13 protein-coding genes are annotated in these 15939 nt (G+C 67.5%); 5 read left to right on the forward strand and 8 right to left on the reverse strand.

All coding sequences use genetic code 11. The annotated features are described in order from the left end of the window. Positions 1-9: 9 nt before the first annotated feature. From QRN53_RS10195 to QRN53_RS10210, 4 genes are read right to left on the reverse strand one after another with little or no spacing between them, the layout of a single operon-like run. Complete coding sequence (locus tag QRN53_RS10195; RefSeq protein ID WP_285243894.1) at positions 10-1071, reverse strand: LLM class flavin-dependent oxidoreductase; 1062 nt, start codon at positions 1069-1071, stop codon at positions 10-12. Next, a complete protein-coding gene (locus QRN53_RS10200; protein ID WP_285243895.1) occupies positions 1068-2123 on the reverse strand; it encodes an ABC transporter substrate-binding protein in 1056 nt (351 codons plus the stop codon). Before QRN53_RS10200 ends, QRN53_RS10195 begins: the two co-directional genes overlap by 4 nt. A gap of 8 nt (positions 2124-2131) precedes the next feature. Then, positions 2132-2941, reverse strand: coding sequence for an amino acid ABC transporter ATP-binding protein (locus tag QRN53_RS10205; protein ID WP_285243896.1), 810 nt, complete (start codon positions 2939-2941; stop codon positions 2132-2134). Then, on the reverse strand, positions 2941-3999 hold the full coding sequence (locus QRN53_RS10210) for an amino acid ABC transporter permease (protein ID WP_285243897.1): 1059 nt from the start codon (positions 3997-3999) through the stop codon (positions 2941-2943). The genes QRN53_RS10205 and QRN53_RS10210 overlap by 1 nt, the downstream gene beginning before the upstream one ends. A gap of 282 nt (positions 4000-4281) precedes the next feature. Here QRN53_RS10210 and QRN53_RS10215 point away from each other — a divergent pair, with 282 nt between their 5' ends. The 4 genes from QRN53_RS10215 to QRN53_RS10230 all read left to right on the forward strand — a co-directional run bounded on the left by QRN53_RS10215 (position 4282) and on the right by QRN53_RS10230 (position 9774). Beyond that, the gene (locus QRN53_RS10215) at positions 4282-6264 is read left to right on the forward strand and encodes an FAD/NAD(P)-binding protein (RefSeq protein ID WP_285243898.1); all 1983 of its coding nucleotides are present in this window, start codon (positions 4282-4284) and stop codon (positions 6262-6264) included. Between the two features lie 104 nt (positions 6265-6368). Continuing rightward, a complete protein-coding gene (locus tag QRN53_RS10220; RefSeq protein ID WP_502934839.1) occupies positions 6369-6833 on the forward strand; it encodes a GNAT family N-acetyltransferase in 465 nt (154 codons plus the stop codon). A gap of 54 nt (positions 6834-6887) precedes the next feature. After that, positions 6888-8612 carry a helicase HerA-like domain-containing protein gene (locus QRN53_RS10225; RefSeq protein ID WP_285243900.1) on the forward strand — a complete coding sequence of 575 codons (1725 nt, stop codon included), beginning with the start codon at positions 6888-6890 and terminating at the stop codon, positions 8610-8612. Positions 8613-8781: 169 nt separating this feature from the next. Further along, positions 8782-9774, forward strand: a complete 993-nt coding sequence (locus QRN53_RS10230) for a hypothetical protein (protein WP_285243901.1) — start codon at positions 8782-8784, stop codon at positions 9772-9774. Between the two features lie 145 nt (positions 9775-9919). Here QRN53_RS10230 and QRN53_RS10235 read toward each other — a convergent pair whose 3' ends face one another. Further along, positions 9920-10150, reverse strand: a complete 231-nt coding sequence (locus QRN53_RS10235; protein ID WP_350224164.1) for an endonuclease domain-containing protein — start codon at positions 10148-10150, stop codon at positions 9920-9922. Here QRN53_RS10235 and QRN53_RS10240 point away from each other — a divergent pair. Next, the gene (locus QRN53_RS10240) at positions 10043-10372 is read left to right on the forward strand and encodes a hypothetical protein (RefSeq protein WP_285243915.1); all 330 of its coding nucleotides are present in this window, start codon (positions 10043-10045) and stop codon (positions 10370-10372) included. The genes QRN53_RS10235 and QRN53_RS10240 overlap by 108 nt on opposite strands. 582 nt (positions 10373-10954) lie before the next feature. Here QRN53_RS10240 and QRN53_RS10245 read toward each other — a convergent pair. The 3 genes from QRN53_RS10245 to QRN53_RS10255 form a co-directional block, all read right to left on the reverse strand. Further along, a complete protein-coding gene (locus QRN53_RS10245) occupies positions 10955-12979 on the reverse strand; it encodes an NHL domain-containing thioredoxin family protein (RefSeq protein ID WP_285243902.1) in 2025 nt (674 codons plus the stop codon). Then, a complete protein-coding gene (locus tag QRN53_RS10250) occupies positions 12979-15138 on the reverse strand; it encodes a bifunctional copper resistance protein CopD/cytochrome c oxidase assembly protein (protein ID WP_285243903.1) in 2160 nt (719 codons plus the stop codon). Before QRN53_RS10250 ends, QRN53_RS10245 begins: the two co-directional genes overlap by 1 nt. 115 nt (positions 15139-15253) lie before the next feature. Next, on the reverse strand, positions 15254-15538 hold the full coding sequence (locus QRN53_RS10255; RefSeq protein WP_011693739.1) for an HU family DNA-binding protein: 285 nt from the start codon (positions 15536-15538) through the stop codon (positions 15254-15256). Between the last annotated feature and the right edge of the window lie 401 nt (positions 15539-15939).

The raw sequence follows: 15939 nt of genomic DNA on the forward strand, positions 1-15939 counted from the left end.
GTTTTCCCCTTACTTTCCGGCGCCGGCGGGCGCAGCGGCAGGTGCGTAGCGGCTGGCCGGACGTTCCAGGCCCAGCAGGTCGCGGAACGTGCCGTCCCGCAGCACGGGACGGAGTGCACCGCGGCGGCGCAGCTCCGGCAGCACCAGTCGTCCGAGTTCCTCCAGGTCAACAAAGAGCGACGCCGGGTGCAGGCGCACGCCGTCGGCCTCCGTTAAGAGGGCGGCGAGGAAGTCCGTAAGGCTTGCTGCAGAACCCGCGAAAGCCGCGCGGCCGCCGTCGAAGTTTGTATCCCGTGATGCCGCGGCCTGCCCGCGCGAGTCCAGGACGACGTCGAGCTCGGCGATCACCGCCACCGCGGCACCCAGCCGGGCGCGCACGTCGCGGACCTCGACTGCCAGCAGTTCCGGCGTCGGTGCGGACACCAGCACACCATCCAGGGCATCCACCGGAACCTCCCCCAGCAGCGACGCCGGAACCAGCACCGGCAACTGCCCCTGGAGCGGCCGCGGAATGATGGACGGCCCCTTCACGGAATACCCCGGACCGGGAAAGCCGGCAGGCGTCTCGAAATCGGCATAGTGCAACTTGTCCACGTCGATATACCGGCCGGTGGCAACATCGCGGATCACCGCGTCGTCCTCCCACGAATCCCAGAGCCGCCGGGACACCTCGATCGACGCCGCAGCCTCCTGGCCCAGCGCGGAACCAGTGACGGAAGAACGTCCGACGGCGGCAGCAGCTTCGGGGTCTTCGGCGGCGGTGGCGATCCATCCGGCCCGGCCGCCGGACACGTAGTCCAGGCTGGCCAGCTGGGTGGAAATGTGGAACGGCTCCGTATAGACGGTGTCCGCCTCCGGCACCAAGGCGATGGTGCGGGTCAGAGGTCCGGCAAAGGCCGCCCGCTGGACGGCATTCACCCGGCCGGGCGCCGGCGCGTCGGTGAAGGTTGCGGCGTGGAAGCCGGCCGACTCGGCGGCCAGCACGGCACGGGCGATGTCCGCACCGTCCCAGCCGGCGCCGTCGAGCTCGATGGCCAGGAAGCCCGGCTGGTTGGGATGTTCTGCGTTCATGATGCCTTTCCTGCCTGTGAGGGAGCGGCCGTGGCCGGTGTTGCCGCGTAGTTTTCGTCGGTGATGGTCTTGGATTCGGGCAGGGCTTCCTCGGACAGGCCCCAGCGCTCCAGGACCTTGCCGTAGGAGCCGTCCTTGATGACCTCGTTCAGGGCGTCGGTGATCACCGGTGCCAGCCCGTTGCCGCGGAGCGTGGTGGCGGCCACCAACGTCTCGGACGGCCAGCCGGCGTTCACCTTGCCCACCACTTTCAGGTCGTCACGGGTGTTCTCCCGGTAGACGGTGGAGGGGTACGGGGCGATGTTGAGGTCCGTGCGCCCGGAGGACAGCGCCAGGATGGTGTCGGCATCGGACGAGTAGTACTGCAGGGTGGCCGGTGCCTTGCCCTTGGCCTCCAGTTCCTTGTTCCAGGCCAGCAGGATCTTCTCCTGGTTGGTCCCGGAGCCCACGGAGATCTTCAGGCCGGAAATGTCATCCGCGCCCTTGATGTCATAGCTGGCAGACTTCTTGGCTTCAAAGCCCATGTAGGCGGCGCGGTAGCTGGCGAAATCGAACAGTTTCACCCGGTCCTTGTTCACGCCCACGTTGGAGAACACGGCCTCAAAGTCGCCGGACTGGGTCTTCAGCGGCCAGTTCTCCCAGGACGTCACCTGGACATCCAGCTCCAGCCCCAGCTTGTCCGCCACCAGCTGCGCGATGTCCAGCTCTGAGCCGATTGGCGTCTTGTCGTCCGTGGCGTGGAAAGACAGCGGGATGGACCCGGCCGAGGTGGCCACGGTGAGCTTGCCGTCCTTGCTGATCAGCGCCGGAACCTTCGCGGCGAGCGCCGGGTCCTTTTCGGCCCGGACCCGCTGCTGGTCCGGAGAGGTGTTGTAGACCACGCCGTTGCGTGCCGCCGTCGTCTGCGCGCCGCCGCTTGGGTTGCCGGCCGCCGAGGCGCCGGGATCCGCGCAGCCGGCGAGCGCTGCTGCGCCAAGGAGTGCGCTGCCAAGGAGGACGACGGCGGGACGCGCCGCGGGTGCGCGCCTGCGGCCGTTGGTGGGGAAAGCCATGGAATTCCTTAGATGTTGAAAGCCGGTTCGAGCACTTTGGAGAGGAAGCTGCGGGTGCGGGGTTCCCGGGGGTTGCCGAAAATGTCCTGCGGGGTGCCCTGTTCCACCACCTGGCCCTGGTCCATGAACACCACGGTGTCCGCCACGTCGCGGGCGAAGCCCATCTCGTGGGTGACGATGATCAGTGTGGTGCCGGACGTGGCCAGTTCACGGATGACGTCCAGCACCTCGTTGACCAGCTCGGGGTCCAGGGCGGACGTGGGCTCGTCGAACAGCAGGATCTTGGGGTCCAGTGCCAGGGCCCGGGCAATCGCCACGCGCTGCTGCTGGCCGCCGGAGAGCTGGCGGGGATAGGCGCCGGCACGGTCCTTGAGCCCCACCCGGTCCAGGAGTTCCAGGCCGCGGCGGCGGGCTTCGGCCTTGGAACGCCCCTGCGCTACGACGGGTGCTTCGGCCACGTTCTCCAACGCGGTGAGGTGCGGGAACAGGTTGAAGTTCTGGAACACCATGCCGATTTCGGTGCGCTGCTTCAGGATCTCCTTTTCACGGAGCTCGTGCAGCCGGTCGCCCCGGACCGCGTAGCCCACCAGCTTCCCGTCGATGGTGATGTGGCCGCCGTCCACCTTTTCCAGGTGGTTGATGGTGCGCAGCAGGGTGGACTTGCCCGAGCCGGAGGGGCCCACGATCACGGCCACCCCGCCCGGTTCCACGGTGAGGCTGACGCCTTTGAGGACTTCCGTGGGGCCGAAGGATTTGCGCACGCCGGTAATTTCCACCAGGCCGCGGGTGGCTGTGGGGGCGGTGAGGGTTGCAGTCATCAGAGGTTCCTCCGGTTGGGCACTGCCGCGTGGGTGGCGAAGAATTTGCGGGCCTTCTGCAGGGGCGTCAGCGGCAGGTTCCGCACCGCGCCCTTGGAGTAGTGGCGTTCGATGTAGTACTGGAAGACGCTCAGCACGGAGGTGATCACGATGTACCAGAGCGTGGCCACCAGCAGCAGCGGCAGGACCTGCTGGGTGCGGTTGTAGATGACCTGGACCGTGTAGAACAGCTCCGAGTAGGCCAGGACGTAGACGATCGAGGTGCCCTTGACCAGGCCGATGATCTCGTTGAAGGCGGTGGGCAGGATGGCGCGCATGGCCTGCGGCAGCACGATCCGGGTGGAGCGGCGCCAGGCCGGGATGCCCAGCGCGGCTGCGGCCTCCAGCTGGCCCTGGTCCACGGAGAGGATGCCGCCGCGGATGATCTCCGCCGAGTAGGCGGCCTGGTTCAGGGTCAGCCCCAGCACTGCTGCCGCGAACTGGCTGATCAGCGTGGTGGTCTGGACCTCAAAGAACCGGACGTCAGTGAAGGGGATCCCCAGGCTGATCTTCTCGTACAGGTAGCCAAGGTTGTACCAGAGCAGCATCTGGACCAGCAGCGGCGTGGACCTGAAGATCCAGGAGAACGTCCAGGAGACCGAGACCAGCAGCGGCGATGCGGACAGCCGCATCAGCGCCAGGATAAAGCCGAGTGCGAACCCCAGGACGCCGGAAATGGCGGTGAGCTTAAGAGTTTCCACCAGCCCGTTGACCACGGACTGGGCGGTGAACCACTGCGCCACCACGCCCCACTCCCACCGCGGGTTGGTGGCCAGCGACCATGCCACGGCCAGGACACCGAGCGCGACGACGGCGGTACCCACCCAGCGCCACGGATGCTTGGCTGCCACCACCCGGTAGGACGAGTAGTCCCTCGCCTGCCGCGGCTGGGGTGCCGCCGGCAGCGCTTGCGTCCCGGAGCCTCCCGCGCCGGACCCGGCGGTGCCTGTCGGCGGCGCTTCTGCCGCCGGTACCGGCTGCTCCCGTTGGGACTGGGCCACCCTTGTTGCTGAACTCATGCGCCACCTCGCTTCTCGTGCTGGGTTATCCGTGTGGGCCGGGGCCCCTCGAAAAGGGGCGTTGCGGCCGGTGTTGGCTGCAAATCTAGGACCGGCCGGAGCGGGGCAGCAAGGCGGCTGGTTGCAATAGTTCACGTGGCTTCGCGCGGCGTAATGAGTCGGTTTTTTGCGTCGTTTAACCCGCCGAGACGCGGGATTAACGGCCGTGACCAGGCGCTCGACCGCCCTCGTCACCGCTGCCTAGCATGGGCACTCCATCCAGCCCCACCGTCAGGAGCACCCATGCCAGCCACCATCCCGGCCATCGTCTTCATTGGCGGTGGACCGCGCACGGCCGGTGTGCTGGAGCGAATCTCAGCGAACCGGCCGGAGGTCTTCGCGGGCCCGCTGCAGATCCACGTGGTGGAGCCCCATGTTCCCGGCTCGGGCCGCATCTGGCGGTACGACCAGGACCCCGGCCTGCTGCTCAACTCCATGGCCGCGGACATCACCATGTTCACGGATGAATCGGTGGACTGCGCCGGCCCCGCGGCCCCCGGTCCGGGCCTGGCCGAATGGGCTGCCGGCGTCCTGGATGCCTCCATCATCGACGTCCCGGACTTCCCCCAGCCGCTGTGGGACCAGCTCCGGGCCCTCACCGGCACCACGTTTCCCACCAGGCAGCTGCAGAGCCAGTACCTGGAGTGGTTCTTCCGCCGCGCGTCCAGGTCGTTGGGCCGCAGCGTCACCGTGCACCGCACCACAGCCCTGGGCATCACCCCACGGGCCGGTGGCGGCTACGGCGTGGAACTCGGCAACGGCCGCAGCCTGCACGCGGACATCGTCGTCACAGCCCTGGGCCACACCCATTCCCGTCCCGACGCTGCCTCCGCCGGCTTCACGGACTTCGCCGCCCGGCACGGCGGCTTCCACGCGGCACCCAGCTACACCACCGACGTCGACTACTCGCCCATCGCCGCCGGGCAGGACGTGATCGTGGCCGGCATGGGACTTGCGTTCGTGGACCTGCTGGCGCTGCTCATGGAAGGCCGCGGCGGCAGGTTCCAGGAAACGGGCGACGGCGGGCTCCGCTACCTTCCGTCCGGACGGGAACCACGGCTCTGGGCGGGCTCCCGCCGGGGCGTGCCGTACCACTCCAAGATTTCCGCAGCCCTGAGGGGCCTGGCCCCGGGGCCGCTGCGGTTCTTCACCGCGGATGCCGTGAATTCCCTCCTGGACGCCCACGGCGAACTGGACTTCCGGCAGCACATCTGGCCCCTCATCGCCAAGGAGGCCGGGTACTGCTACTACCGGGAGCTGCTGACGGGGAGCCCGGAGAGCGCGGCCATGGAATGGGAAGAGTTTGCCGCCCGTTATGCGGAGATGGACTGGTGCAGCGGAGGGCGCACTGAGCTCGTGGCGGCCGCCGTGCCGGACCCGGGCCTGCACCTGGACCTGGAACGGCTGGACCGGCCCTTCGATGGTGTCCAGTTCGCCGGCCACCAGGAACTGCAGGACGCTGTGGCCGGTTACATCGAGACCGATCTCTCTTTGCGGGACAGCCCGGACCATCCGGAAACGCTGGCACTGTTCCTGGCCCTGCTGCACATCTACATGGAGGTGGGGCGTGTGGTTCCGGCGGAACGGCTCAACGCGAAGTCCCAGCAGGTCATTCACGGCTGGTGGCATGGCTTCTTCAGCTTCGTGGACTCCGGGCCCCCGCCGCACCGGCTGCGCCAGATGCTTGCGCTGCACCGGGCCGGGCTGCTGCAGTTCCTTGGCCCCGACCTGGAGGTGTCCACGGACGAAACCAGCGGGACCTTCCGCGCCGCGTCCCGGCAGTCAGGAGTTTCCGTTTCGGCCAAGGCCCTCATCGAGGCGAGGCTCCCGTCCACCTCCGTGGCCCGCTCGCTGAACCCGGTGCTCGCGTCGCTGCACGGAAGCGGCCTGGGCAGCGAACAGCAGCTGTTGACCTCGGACGGCATCCACTCCACCGGGAAACTGCTGGTCTCGGCCACGCACCAGCTGGTGGATTCCCACGGCGCAGCCCAGCCCACCCTCTTCGGCGTAGGCCCTGGAACCTCTGGGTGGGGCGCGGGTGCCTTTGCCCGGCCCTACACCAACGCCGCCCCTTTCCGGGAGAATGATGCCGCGGCCCGCAGCGTCCTCGCCGCCGCCCGGGACGTGGCCTGCGCGTCCGTCCCGGTACCTTCAGAACCCGCGACTACAGAGCCAGCAACTACGGAACCGGCACCTTCGGAACCAGCCGGCGTCGGAAACAACTGACCAGTGACAAGGAAAGACCAGTGACCGCAGAATCCGGCCTCCGGCCCAGCACGCTCCAGGGACAGCCGCTCGACCCCGCCCGGCTCCAGGTCCTCAGCCTGCCCATGGACGACCCCAGCGTCCGTCCACTCCTTGACGAGCTCGCCGTCGAATATGACACCCGCTACGGGGACCTGTTTGGCCGCGGCGCCGCAGCGGAGGAACTGAACCGCTACCCGGCGGCCGAATTCGAGGGACCGCACGGCGCCCTGCTGGTGATCCAGGAAGACGGCGAGTCGATCGCCGGCGGCGCGTTCCGCCGGTACGACCCCGCCACAGCGGAACTGAAACGGATCTGGACCCACTCAGCCCACCGGCGTCGTGGTTTGGGCAGGCTGGTGCTGGCCGAACTCGAATCCCTGGCCGCCGCCCGCGGCTACACCAGGCTGTACCTGACCACCGGGCCGCGGCAGCCGGAAGCCAAGCACCTCTACCTCAGCACCGGCTACCAGGCGCAGTTCGACCTGGACGCGGATCCGGAAGCTATCGGGCCGCTGGCGTTCACCAAGGACCTGCCCGGAGGCCGCTGAACTGACCGGGCGGGCACCATCCCATCCGGGGCAGCCCGCCGCTAAGCTAGCGCCATGGCCACGAAAACCACAGCGGAGAAGCTTGCCACCATCCAGCAGGGCTACACGCTGGAAGGTGCCACCATCGAGCTGGGGGCCGCCATCATCGACGGCGAACTCCACAAGGACGCGCCGGTGCGGCTGCCGCTGGCCATGATGAACAGGCACGGGCTGGTGGCCGGCGCCACCGGGACGGGCAAGACCGTCACGTTGCACATGATGGCCGAACAGCTGTCCACCGCCGGCGTCCCCGTCTTCCTGGCGGACATCAAAGGCGACCTTTCCGGGCTGGCGACAGCCGCCGTCGGCAGCGACAAACTCACGGCCCGCACCCAAAGTGTCGGGCAGTCCTGGGAGGGGAAGGCGTTCCCGGTGGAGTTCCTCGCCCTGGGCGGGGACGGCAACGGCGTCCCGGTCCGCGCCACGGTCACGTCCTTCGGGCCCATCCTGCTTTCGCGGATCATGGAACTGAACGACACACAGGAATCCAGCCTGCAACTGGTCTTCTACTTCGCGGACAAGAACGGCCTGGAACTCATCGACCTCAAAGACCTGCGCGCCGTCATCCAGTTCCTCACCTCGGACGAGGGCAAGGACAAGCTGGAGGAACTCGGCGGGCTGTCCAAGGCAACCGCCGGCGTGATCCTGCGCGAAATCATCAACCTCGAGGCACAGGGGCTGGAGAAGTTCTTCGGGGAACCGGAATTCAACACTGCCGAGCTCCTCCGTACCGCTCCGGACGGACGCGGCGTGGTCACCTGCCTCGAACTGCCCACGCTGCAGACCAAGCCCATGCTGTTCTCCACCTTCCTCATGTGGCTGCTGGCAGACCTTTTCGAGGACCTGCCCGAAGCCGGAGACCTGGACAAGCCCAAGCTGGTGTTCTTCCTGGACGAGGCACACCTGCTCTTCAACGGCGCCTCCAAGGCTTTCCTGGATGCCATCACCACCACCGTGCGGCTGATCCGGTCCAAGGGCGTGGGCATCTTCTTCGTCACCCAGACCCCCAAGGATGTGCCCGCCGACGTCCTGGGCCAGCTGGCCAACCGGGTGCAGCATGCCCTGCGCGCGTTCACCCCCGAGGACGCCAAAGCGCTCAAGGCTACGGTGTCCACGTTCCCGCTCAGCGACTACGACCTCGAGGAGACCCTGACCTCAGCGGGAATCGGCGAGGCCGTCATCACCGTCATGAACGAGAAAGGCGCGCCCACCCCGGTGGCCCTCACGCGGCTCCGCGCACCGGAATCCGTGATGGGGCCCGCCGAGGATGCCCTGGTGCGGAGCACGGTGGCCGGCTCCGCACTGCTGGGCAAGTACGGGACGGCGGTGGACAATCCGTCCGCCTACGAGAAGCTCACCGGAAAGGCTGCCGCGCCCACCGGGCCGGCAGCTGCTGAGCCTGCCGCTGGCGCACCGGCCGGCGAGCCTGCACCTGGCGGCCAGCCCGCCCCGGCGTACGACGTGGACGCCGAGGCCCGCCGTATCGAAGAGGAGATCCTGGGCCGGCCCAGCAGCCGGCCCGCGCAAACCCCGGTTCCCACGCCCCGCGCTCCCCAGCCTCCCGCGCAGCCGCAGCCCCAATCCCAGCCCGGCGGCATGATGGGGGATCTGGGAGGAGTGCTCGGCGGCGCCCTGGGTGGCGGGCTGAAGAGCATGGCACGGTCCATGGGCACGCAGTTGGGACGCGAACTGCTCCGCGGCGTATTTGGCACTTCCTCCACCCGGCGCCGCCGCCGCTGACTCCCGCGCCCGCCGGTGCCGGCAGCCCGGACTCGCCGGCCCCGGAAGGCGTGCCAGCTGACCTGCCAGCCGGCCGCCGTCGGACACTATCGGGGTCCCGCATGCCGGATTAGGGGGGACACCAACTTTAGAGTGCGTCCGCACTGCCGTTACTGTGTAGAACGTGCAGATGAGTCAAGCGTTGGTGAGGATCGCGGCCGGATGGCTGCTGGGCCTCATGCTTGCCATCGCCGGCGCCATTGTGGCCATCAACATTGTGAACAACACCGTAGCCAGTCCGCAGCAGCCCGTCAGGGAATACCTGGACGCCCTCCGGAGCGGCGACGGCGGCCGGGCCCTGGGCATCCTGCATGCCACTGTGCCACCCGCCAACGCCGCGATGCTGGATGGCAGCGGGCTGCAGACGGCGGCGTCACGGTTGTCCAACGTTGACATCGGCGACCCCGAGGAGCGCCCGGGCAACCAGGTGATGGTGCCAATGGAATACACCATCGACGGCAGCCGCCTGCACAGCGAATTCCTGCTGCAGAAGACCGGCACCGAATGGCTCTTCTTCAACACCTGGGCCTTTGTCCCGTCACGGCTGCCCACGGTGGACATGACCGTAGTCAACGGCAACGAGGCGACAGTCAACGGCGTTCCGGTAAACATGCCGGGCGGCCGCAACTCTTTCGCGGTGTTCTATCCGGGCGAGTACGAGGCCTCCCTCAACGGGCAGTACTTCTCGGCGCCGGCCACCCGCGCCACGGTCACCTCCAAGGACGCACCGGTGGCTCCGCTCAACCTGTTGACCCAAGCCACGGACAAGCTCAAGAGCGATGTTGGGGCCAAGGTCCGTGAATTCCTCGACGGCTGCGCGGCGGAGGCCGTCAAGGAACAAAAGCTCCAGCCGGACTGCCCCTTCTACTACGCCAGCAACAACCGGGTCCAGGACGGCACCATCAAGTGGAGCGTGACGGAATACCCGAACGTCTCGGTGGAGCCGTTCGACGGCCGCTGGGTGGTGGCACCGCTGGATGGCAAGGCCAAGGTGGAGGCGCTCCAGCAGAATGCCTTCACGGGGGCCTGGTATCCCTTGGACGCGGAGGTGGACTTCAGCTTCACCACCCGCCTGGACGTCGCCGGTGACACAGTCAAGGTCACCCCGCAGCTGAGCTTCTAGGGCTGCGCCCTGCACGCAGCCGGTAGGCTGTCCGCGTCACGCAGGGCACCCTTTGATCGGAACCGGACACCACAGCCTTTGATTTCGCGGGTGCCGCCTCATCCCGGACGGGTGAAAACGTGCTCGGCGTGACGCCGTCCCCGGACTACCTTCGCCTCTTCAGGACAGCAAGCACCTGCTGAACCATCTCCTCGGGCCGGTACACCACATCCGCATAGTAGTAACGAAGCGCCGTGAACCCCTGCAGGACCGACTCATTGTTTCGGCGATGATCCCTTTGAACCTGTTTCCACTCAGCGTGGTGCCGTCCATCAAGCTCCACAACCAGCCAGCCGTCCAGCAGCAGATCAACGTACCCAACCCTTTCCAGGTACACCTGCGCCTGGACATGGATGCCGGCCTGGCGGAAGTACGTCCGGGCGAGCGTTTCCAGAAGCGAATCCGCCCCGCTGTCCACCCACCCCAAGACTCCCCGGGCCTTCCCGTTCCCGTTCCCCGGCAAGCGCTGACGCAGGAATTCGAGGGCATCTCACCCCGCGATACGGCACACTCCACCATGCCCAGTGACTCCGGAAAGGGCAGACAGCGCAGTGCATGAATCAAGACATCTGCCAGCGCCGTCACTGGCTGGAAACGTGAGGGCGGCAGCACGAGTCCGCCGTGGTGGACCGCCTCCCCACCTACAGATTCCCGCCGGCGGTGGTAAACATGCCGCCGCCCATCGGAGGGCAGGGACCACAGCCCGTAGGCAGCCACGGCGCTGGAACACGTCAACAACTCCCGGTTCCGGAGCGCGGCGACCAGGTCCGGAGGCGCCGTCGGAAGCGCATACAGCCCCCGGCCGGGCTCCAAGAGTCCTGCACGCACAGCCCGCCGGAGGGCAGCATCATCCACTCCCAGCTTTGCCAGCGCACGCCTCCGCGCAGCCCCGCCGCAAACTTCCAGGGCTCGAAAAACTTCCATTGAGCCATGCTGGCGCTCCCCCGCCCATGCCGACAGCAAGGCCAGAACCTATGTGGACAGGGGAGGATCCGGCCAGCGTCACGCAGAGCACACTTTCAGGGCCGAGAGTCTCCGAAAAGCCCGGAATTCCGGGACGGCCGCCATGCTGGGAACACGAAAGGCTGCCTCCCGTGACGCGGAGTCACAGTAAGCAGCCTTTCAGCAGGTGGGGACCGGGTCAGTCCATGCCGCGGAGGTCCAGGACCAGTTCCGTGTCGCCGTCGGCCTGCAGGACCACCGGGATGCCCCAGTCCTGCTGGTACAGGTGGCAGGCGGCGTGGTCCGGGATCTCGCCGTCCTCGGTCTCGGGTCCGTCGCAGGCAGCGGCGCGGGCGGTGATGTGCAGCACGCCCTCGGGAACATCCGGGGACAGCTCCAGGGTACGCAGCAGCCCTACCGATGTCCCGCCGCCCGCTGCAAGGAGTTCCGGCGGAGTGGACGAAATCTTCAACTGCGTGGGATCGCCCCACCGTTCATCAAGCTTCTGGCCCGTGGGGGCGGTGAAGCGGACGGTCAGCTCCAGCGGGCCGGCCGCGACGGGGCTCTTGGGCCGTTGGGTCTGGGATGCGCCCTCGTCCACCTGCTGCGCCTCCTTGGGGATGGGCACGTAGACCAGCTGGTGCTTGTTGGCCTCCACCACCACCAGCAGCGGCTCCGATCCGGCGGACTGGGTGTGGTCCACGATCACGTCGGAGGGCTCGGCGAGGCCGCGGGCCAGGGTGGACACGGTACCGGTCGCGGGGTCGTACCGACGCACGGCTCCGTTGTAGGTATCCGCGATGGCCACGGATCCGTCGGGCAGGACGGTGACACCCAGCGGGTGCTGCAGCCGGGCCTCGGCGGCGGGACCATCACGGAAGCCGAAGTCGAACAGGCCCTTGCCGACGGCGGATTCAACCGTCACCAAGCCGTCGTCGCCAATGACCAGTTTGCGGATCGCGGACGTTTCGGAATCCGCAACCCAGATGTTGCCGTCGGCGTCCTCGGCCAGGCCGGAAGACTGGGCGAACCAGGCCTCATGGGCCGGACCGTCCAGCAGGCCTTCCAGCCCGTTGCCGGCCACGATTGCCACGGCGCCGGTCACGGGGTCGAAGCTGAAGATCTGGTGCGTGCCGGCCATGGCCACCACCACCGCGTTGAGCTTCCGCGACCAGACAACGTCCCACGGGGAGCTGAGGGAGACCTCCAGCGGGTGCCCGCCCAGGCGTCCAGTGAACCCGGCAGCCTCCTCATCCACCCGCGCCGGGCCGGTTTCCAGCAGGCGCTGGATGCCGTTGCCGGCCAGGGTGGATGCTTTGCCGTCCGTGAGCGAGAGCCCGCGGAGGCGGTGGTTCACGGAGTCCGCAATTACGATGTCATACCCGGCCTTGGCTGCCACGTCTTCCGGGAGCAGCACCAGGCCTTGGGGCTCGTTGAACCGGGCGGTGGCGTCGTCACCGGCGGCCGGACCGTCGGCATGGCCCTTGGTGCCCGAGCCGAACGTGGCCAAGACAGTCTGGAAGTCCGTTCCCAGTTCCACCAGGCGGTGGTGTCCAGTGTCGGTGACCAGCCAGGAACCCTTGTCCGCTGCACCGGACGCCGCTGCACCCGCTGGGGTGCCGCCGTCGTGCGTTCCTGCCACGGCCGTAGACCCGCGGCCCGGCGGCAGGAACAGAGCCTTGCCGGGGAAGCGGAGGGTGCCGGAGGTGGCTTCGGGCGCCACATATGGGCCGGAGCCGCGGTGCAGGGTGCCCTTGGCCTCGTGTTCGGCGATGAGTTCGGGAATCAGTACGGCCAGGCCGTCCGCGTGGCCCTCGCCGGACAGGTGCGCCACGATGTAGCCCTCGGGGTCGATGACCACCAGGGTGGGCCAGGCGCGGGCGGTGTAGGCCTTCCATGTGTCCAGTTCGGGATCGTCCAGGACCGGGTGGTGGATTTCGTACCGCTCCACGGCGGCGGCCAGGGCCACCGGATCCGCCTCGTGCTCGAACTTGGGCGAGTGGACGCCCACGGTGACCAGCACGTCAGAGTACTGCTCTTCCAGCGGGCGCAGCTCATCCAGGACGTGCAGGCAGTTGATGCAGCAGAAGGTCCAGAAGTCCAGCAGCACGATCTTGCCGCGCAGGGCTTCGAGGTCCAGGCTCTTGCCGCCGGTGTTCAACCAGTTGCGGCCCACCAGTTCGGAGGCCCGGACCCGGGCGTGCGTGCGTACGGTTTCGCTCATCAGCGTCCTTCCAGCTTGTTGCGGTCAGCCAGCTTGGCGTCGCGTTCAGCCAATTTGGCAAACATATCGTTGTAAGCGGTCAGATCGGCGTCGTTATTCCTGTCCGCCGCCCGGTCCACCCTTTTGGTCTCCCGCTGGTCCGATCTGGACCACATGACGGCAACGCCGATCGCCACGAGCAGCGTTGGCACCTCGCCGATGCCCCACGCCACGGCGCCGCCGGCCTGCTGGTCCCCCAGGGCGGACGGTCCCCAGGCCCGGCCAAGGTTGCCGAAGTAGTCGGCCGCCAGCAGGCCCGTGCCACCCATGATGGAGACGCCGAAGAAGGCATGGAAGCCCATGGTCGCCAGCAGCAGGAGCAGGCGCATGGGGTACGGCGCCCTGCGCGGCAGCGGGTCGGTGCCGATCATGGTCAGTACGAAAATGTAGCCCGTGAGCAGGAAGTGCAGGTTCATCAGTTCGTGGCCCACGTGATCGCGCATCGCGTAACCGAAGAGGTCCGAGTAGTAGAACAGGATGATGGAACCGGCAAAGTTTGCCGCCGCGAACAATGGATGCGTCACCAGCTGCGAGAACTTCGAATGCACGAAGACCAGCAGCCACTCGCGCGTGCCCCGAGAGCCATCGCCGCGGGCGGGCAGTGCCCGCAGCGCCAGGGTCACTGGCGCACCCAGCACCAGGAAGATTGGTGCCACCATGGTCAGGGCCATGTGGTCCACCATGTGCGCGGAGAAGAGGACGCGGCCGTAGACCGACGGCGACCCGGACGTGATGTAGGTCAGTACCACCAGGCCGATGACCCAGTTCACGGACCGGAACCATTGCCAGCTGTCGCCCCGGCGGCGGACCTTTGCCACGCCCAGGAAGTAGGCCACCAAGCCGAAGAGGGCCACGGCAACCCAGAGCCAGTCCAACCGCCACTCGGTCAACCAGCGTTCAGGTGTGAGTTCAGGGGGAAGCTCATAGCCGCTGAGGATGAAGGCGGGGGACGCATCAGGGGCCAGGGTGGTGGGCTGCGGCGGCGCGGAGCGGCCCAGGGCCACGGCGATGCCGGAGGTGGCCCCCATGACCAGCAGTTCCGCCAGGATCAGCTGCCACAGCACCCGCCGGGACGACATGGTGGAGCCCTTGCGGCCAAGCTGGGGGATGACCCACTGCCGGTGCATGAAGCCAATGCCGCCCAGCACCACGGCGCCCGCCGTCTTGGCCAGGATCAGCTGGCCGTAAGCGGATCCGAAGAGGTCCGACCAACTGGTCACCCGGATGCTGGCGTTGATGATGCCGGAGGCGAAAACCAGCACGAACGCGAAGCCTGCCAGCGTGGAGAAGCGGCGGAGTGTCGGCTCTGTAATATCTGCTGCAGTGCCGGCCTTGGGGCCGGTGAGGATGCCGGACAGCATGGCCAGGATAATGATGCCGCCCACCCAGGCGCTCACGCCCACCAGGTGCAAGCCCAGCGAGTTGATGGCCCCCTCATGGTCCGAGGAGCTTGAAGAGTGGCCGATCAGGGCTGCGGGGACCAGGCCGATGAGGGCCAGGATGAGGGTGAGGAACAGGCCTCCCGGGGACCTGACGCCAAAGAGCGCGGTTGTCACCACGGCCGCGATGATGGTGACGGCGAGCCAGGCCCGGCCCGTTTCAATGTCCGTCATGAAGTACACCAGGGCCTGGGTGAATGCGGGGTCCCCGGAGAGCCCCTGGCCCGCGACGTCGGCGTAGGTGAGGACCAGGACAGCGATGGCGGACAGCGTCCACACGGCGCCCGCGGCGGCTGCCACGGCCAGGACACGAGTGAAGGCTGGGTGCTCGGGTCCGGTTTCACGCGTCGTTTCCCGGTCCCGGGTGCGGGCGTTGAGGTTCTTGGGGAGGATTCCGACGGCGAAGATCAGGCCGCCGACGACGGTGGCCAGGGATACGTTGTGGATCGCCTTGCTGATGGGAAGGCCCCACCGGACCAGGGCGCCGGGATCTGCGACGCTGCGCGCTGCTGCGGCGCCCGAAAAGAGCAGTGCTGCCGTGAGGCCCAGGATGAGGGCCGCCAGTCCCGCCAGTTGCCAGGGCAACGGGATCCCCCGCGTTCCGGCATCCCGGACCGCGGCTCCCTTGCCAGGTTCGGAGTGGGGCGCGGTGGAACGGGGTTTTGCGGCAGAAGACACCATTCCATTGTCCGCTACGCCTGCCCGGGCCGCGAATCCGGCTTAAAGCAAAGGAGCGGCAACCCCAGGGGGTTGCCGCTCCTTTCCAGCCGGCAGTGTGCCGGACGGGGAGAATGCCCTACTTCTTGGAGACAGCAGCCTTCAGCTTTGAGCCGGCGGTCAGCTTGACGCTGTGGCCTGCTGCGATCTGGATGGTTTCGCCGGTCTGCGGGTTGCGGCCGGTGCGAGCTGCACGGTCGGTGCGCTCCACGGCGAGCCAGCCCGGGATGGTGATCTTCTCGCCGGCGGCAACAGAGGTCTCGAAAACCTCGAACAGAGCGTCGAGGACGGAGTTGACGGCAGCCTGGCTGGTGCCGGCCTTGCCAGCTACCTCTGCAACAAGTTCACTACGGTTCTTAGCCATTTATGTCCTCCTGGACGATTCTTGATTCTGAAGCCTGCACGCGGCATGCGCGCAAGCCACTGTTCGAAAACTTACCAGCTTGGGCCGTGTCGATCCGCAAATTCCCCGTGTTTCCGCGACTTTTTGAGGTTAATCACCGAATTCGGCGGCGAAATCCACCCCGTCATGGCGCCCGCTCCCTTCCCCTCGACGCCTCATCAGGTCCTGCCTGTCCCCCGGCGACGCCCCATCAGATGCAGCCGGTGCTTCCTTGACGCGTCATCAGGTCCTGCCGGTTCCCCCCGGGACGCCCCATCACGTCCTGCCGGTTCCCCCGAGGACGCCCCATCACGTCCTGCCGGTGATTTGAAGCAGCAAAGGCAGGTAGTGATGGGGCGTCACCCGAAACCCGGCAGGTAGTG

Origin of the sequence: Pseudarthrobacter sp. fls2-241-R2A-127, from assembly GCF_030209355.1 — a bacterium.
Taxonomy (GTDB): domain Bacteria; phylum Actinomycetota; class Actinomycetes; order Actinomycetales; family Micrococcaceae; genus Arthrobacter.

Coding starts and splice junctions, on each gene's coding strand:
- QRN53_RS10205 (WP_285243896.1), bottom strand. CDS start 2,941: ATGACTGCAACCCTCACCGCCCCCACAGCCACCCGCGGCCTGGTGGAA.
- QRN53_RS10230 (WP_285243901.1), top strand. CDS start 8,782: ATGAGTCAAGCGTTGGTGAGGATCGCGGCCGGATGGCTGCTGGGCCTC.
- QRN53_RS10250 (WP_285243903.1), bottom strand. CDS start 15,138: ATGGTGTCTTCTGCCGCAAAACCCCGTTCCACCGCGCCCCACTCCGAA.
- QRN53_RS10255 (WP_011693739.1), bottom strand. CDS start 15,538: ATGGCTAAGAACCGTAGTGAACTTGTTGCAGAGGTAGCTGGCAAGGCC.
- QRN53_RS10240 (WP_285243915.1), top strand. CDS start 10,043: ATGATCCCTTTGAACCTGTTTCCACTCAGCGTGGTGCCGTCCATCAAG.
- QRN53_RS10200 (WP_285243895.1), bottom strand. CDS start 2,123: ATGGCTTTCCCCACCAACGGCCGCAGGCGCGCACCCGCGGCGCGTCCC.
- QRN53_RS10245 (WP_285243902.1), bottom strand. CDS start 12,979: ATGAGCGAAACCGTACGCACGCACGCCCGGGTCCGGGCCTCCGAACTG.
- QRN53_RS10195 (WP_285243894.1), bottom strand. CDS start 1,071: ATGAACGCAGAACATCCCAACCAGCCGGGCTTCCTGGCCATCGAGCTC.
- QRN53_RS10210 (WP_285243897.1), bottom strand. CDS start 3,999: ATGAGTTCAGCAACAAGGGTGGCCCAGTCCCAACGGGAGCAGCCGGTA.
- QRN53_RS10215 (WP_285243898.1), top strand. CDS start 4,282: ATGCCAGCCACCATCCCGGCCATCGTCTTCATTGGCGGTGGACCGCGC.
- QRN53_RS10220 (WP_502934839.1), top strand. CDS start 6,369: ATGGACGACCCCAGCGTCCGTCCACTCCTTGACGAGCTCGCCGTCGAA.
- QRN53_RS10225 (WP_285243900.1), top strand. CDS start 6,888: ATGGCCACGAAAACCACAGCGGAGAAGCTTGCCACCATCCAGCAGGGC.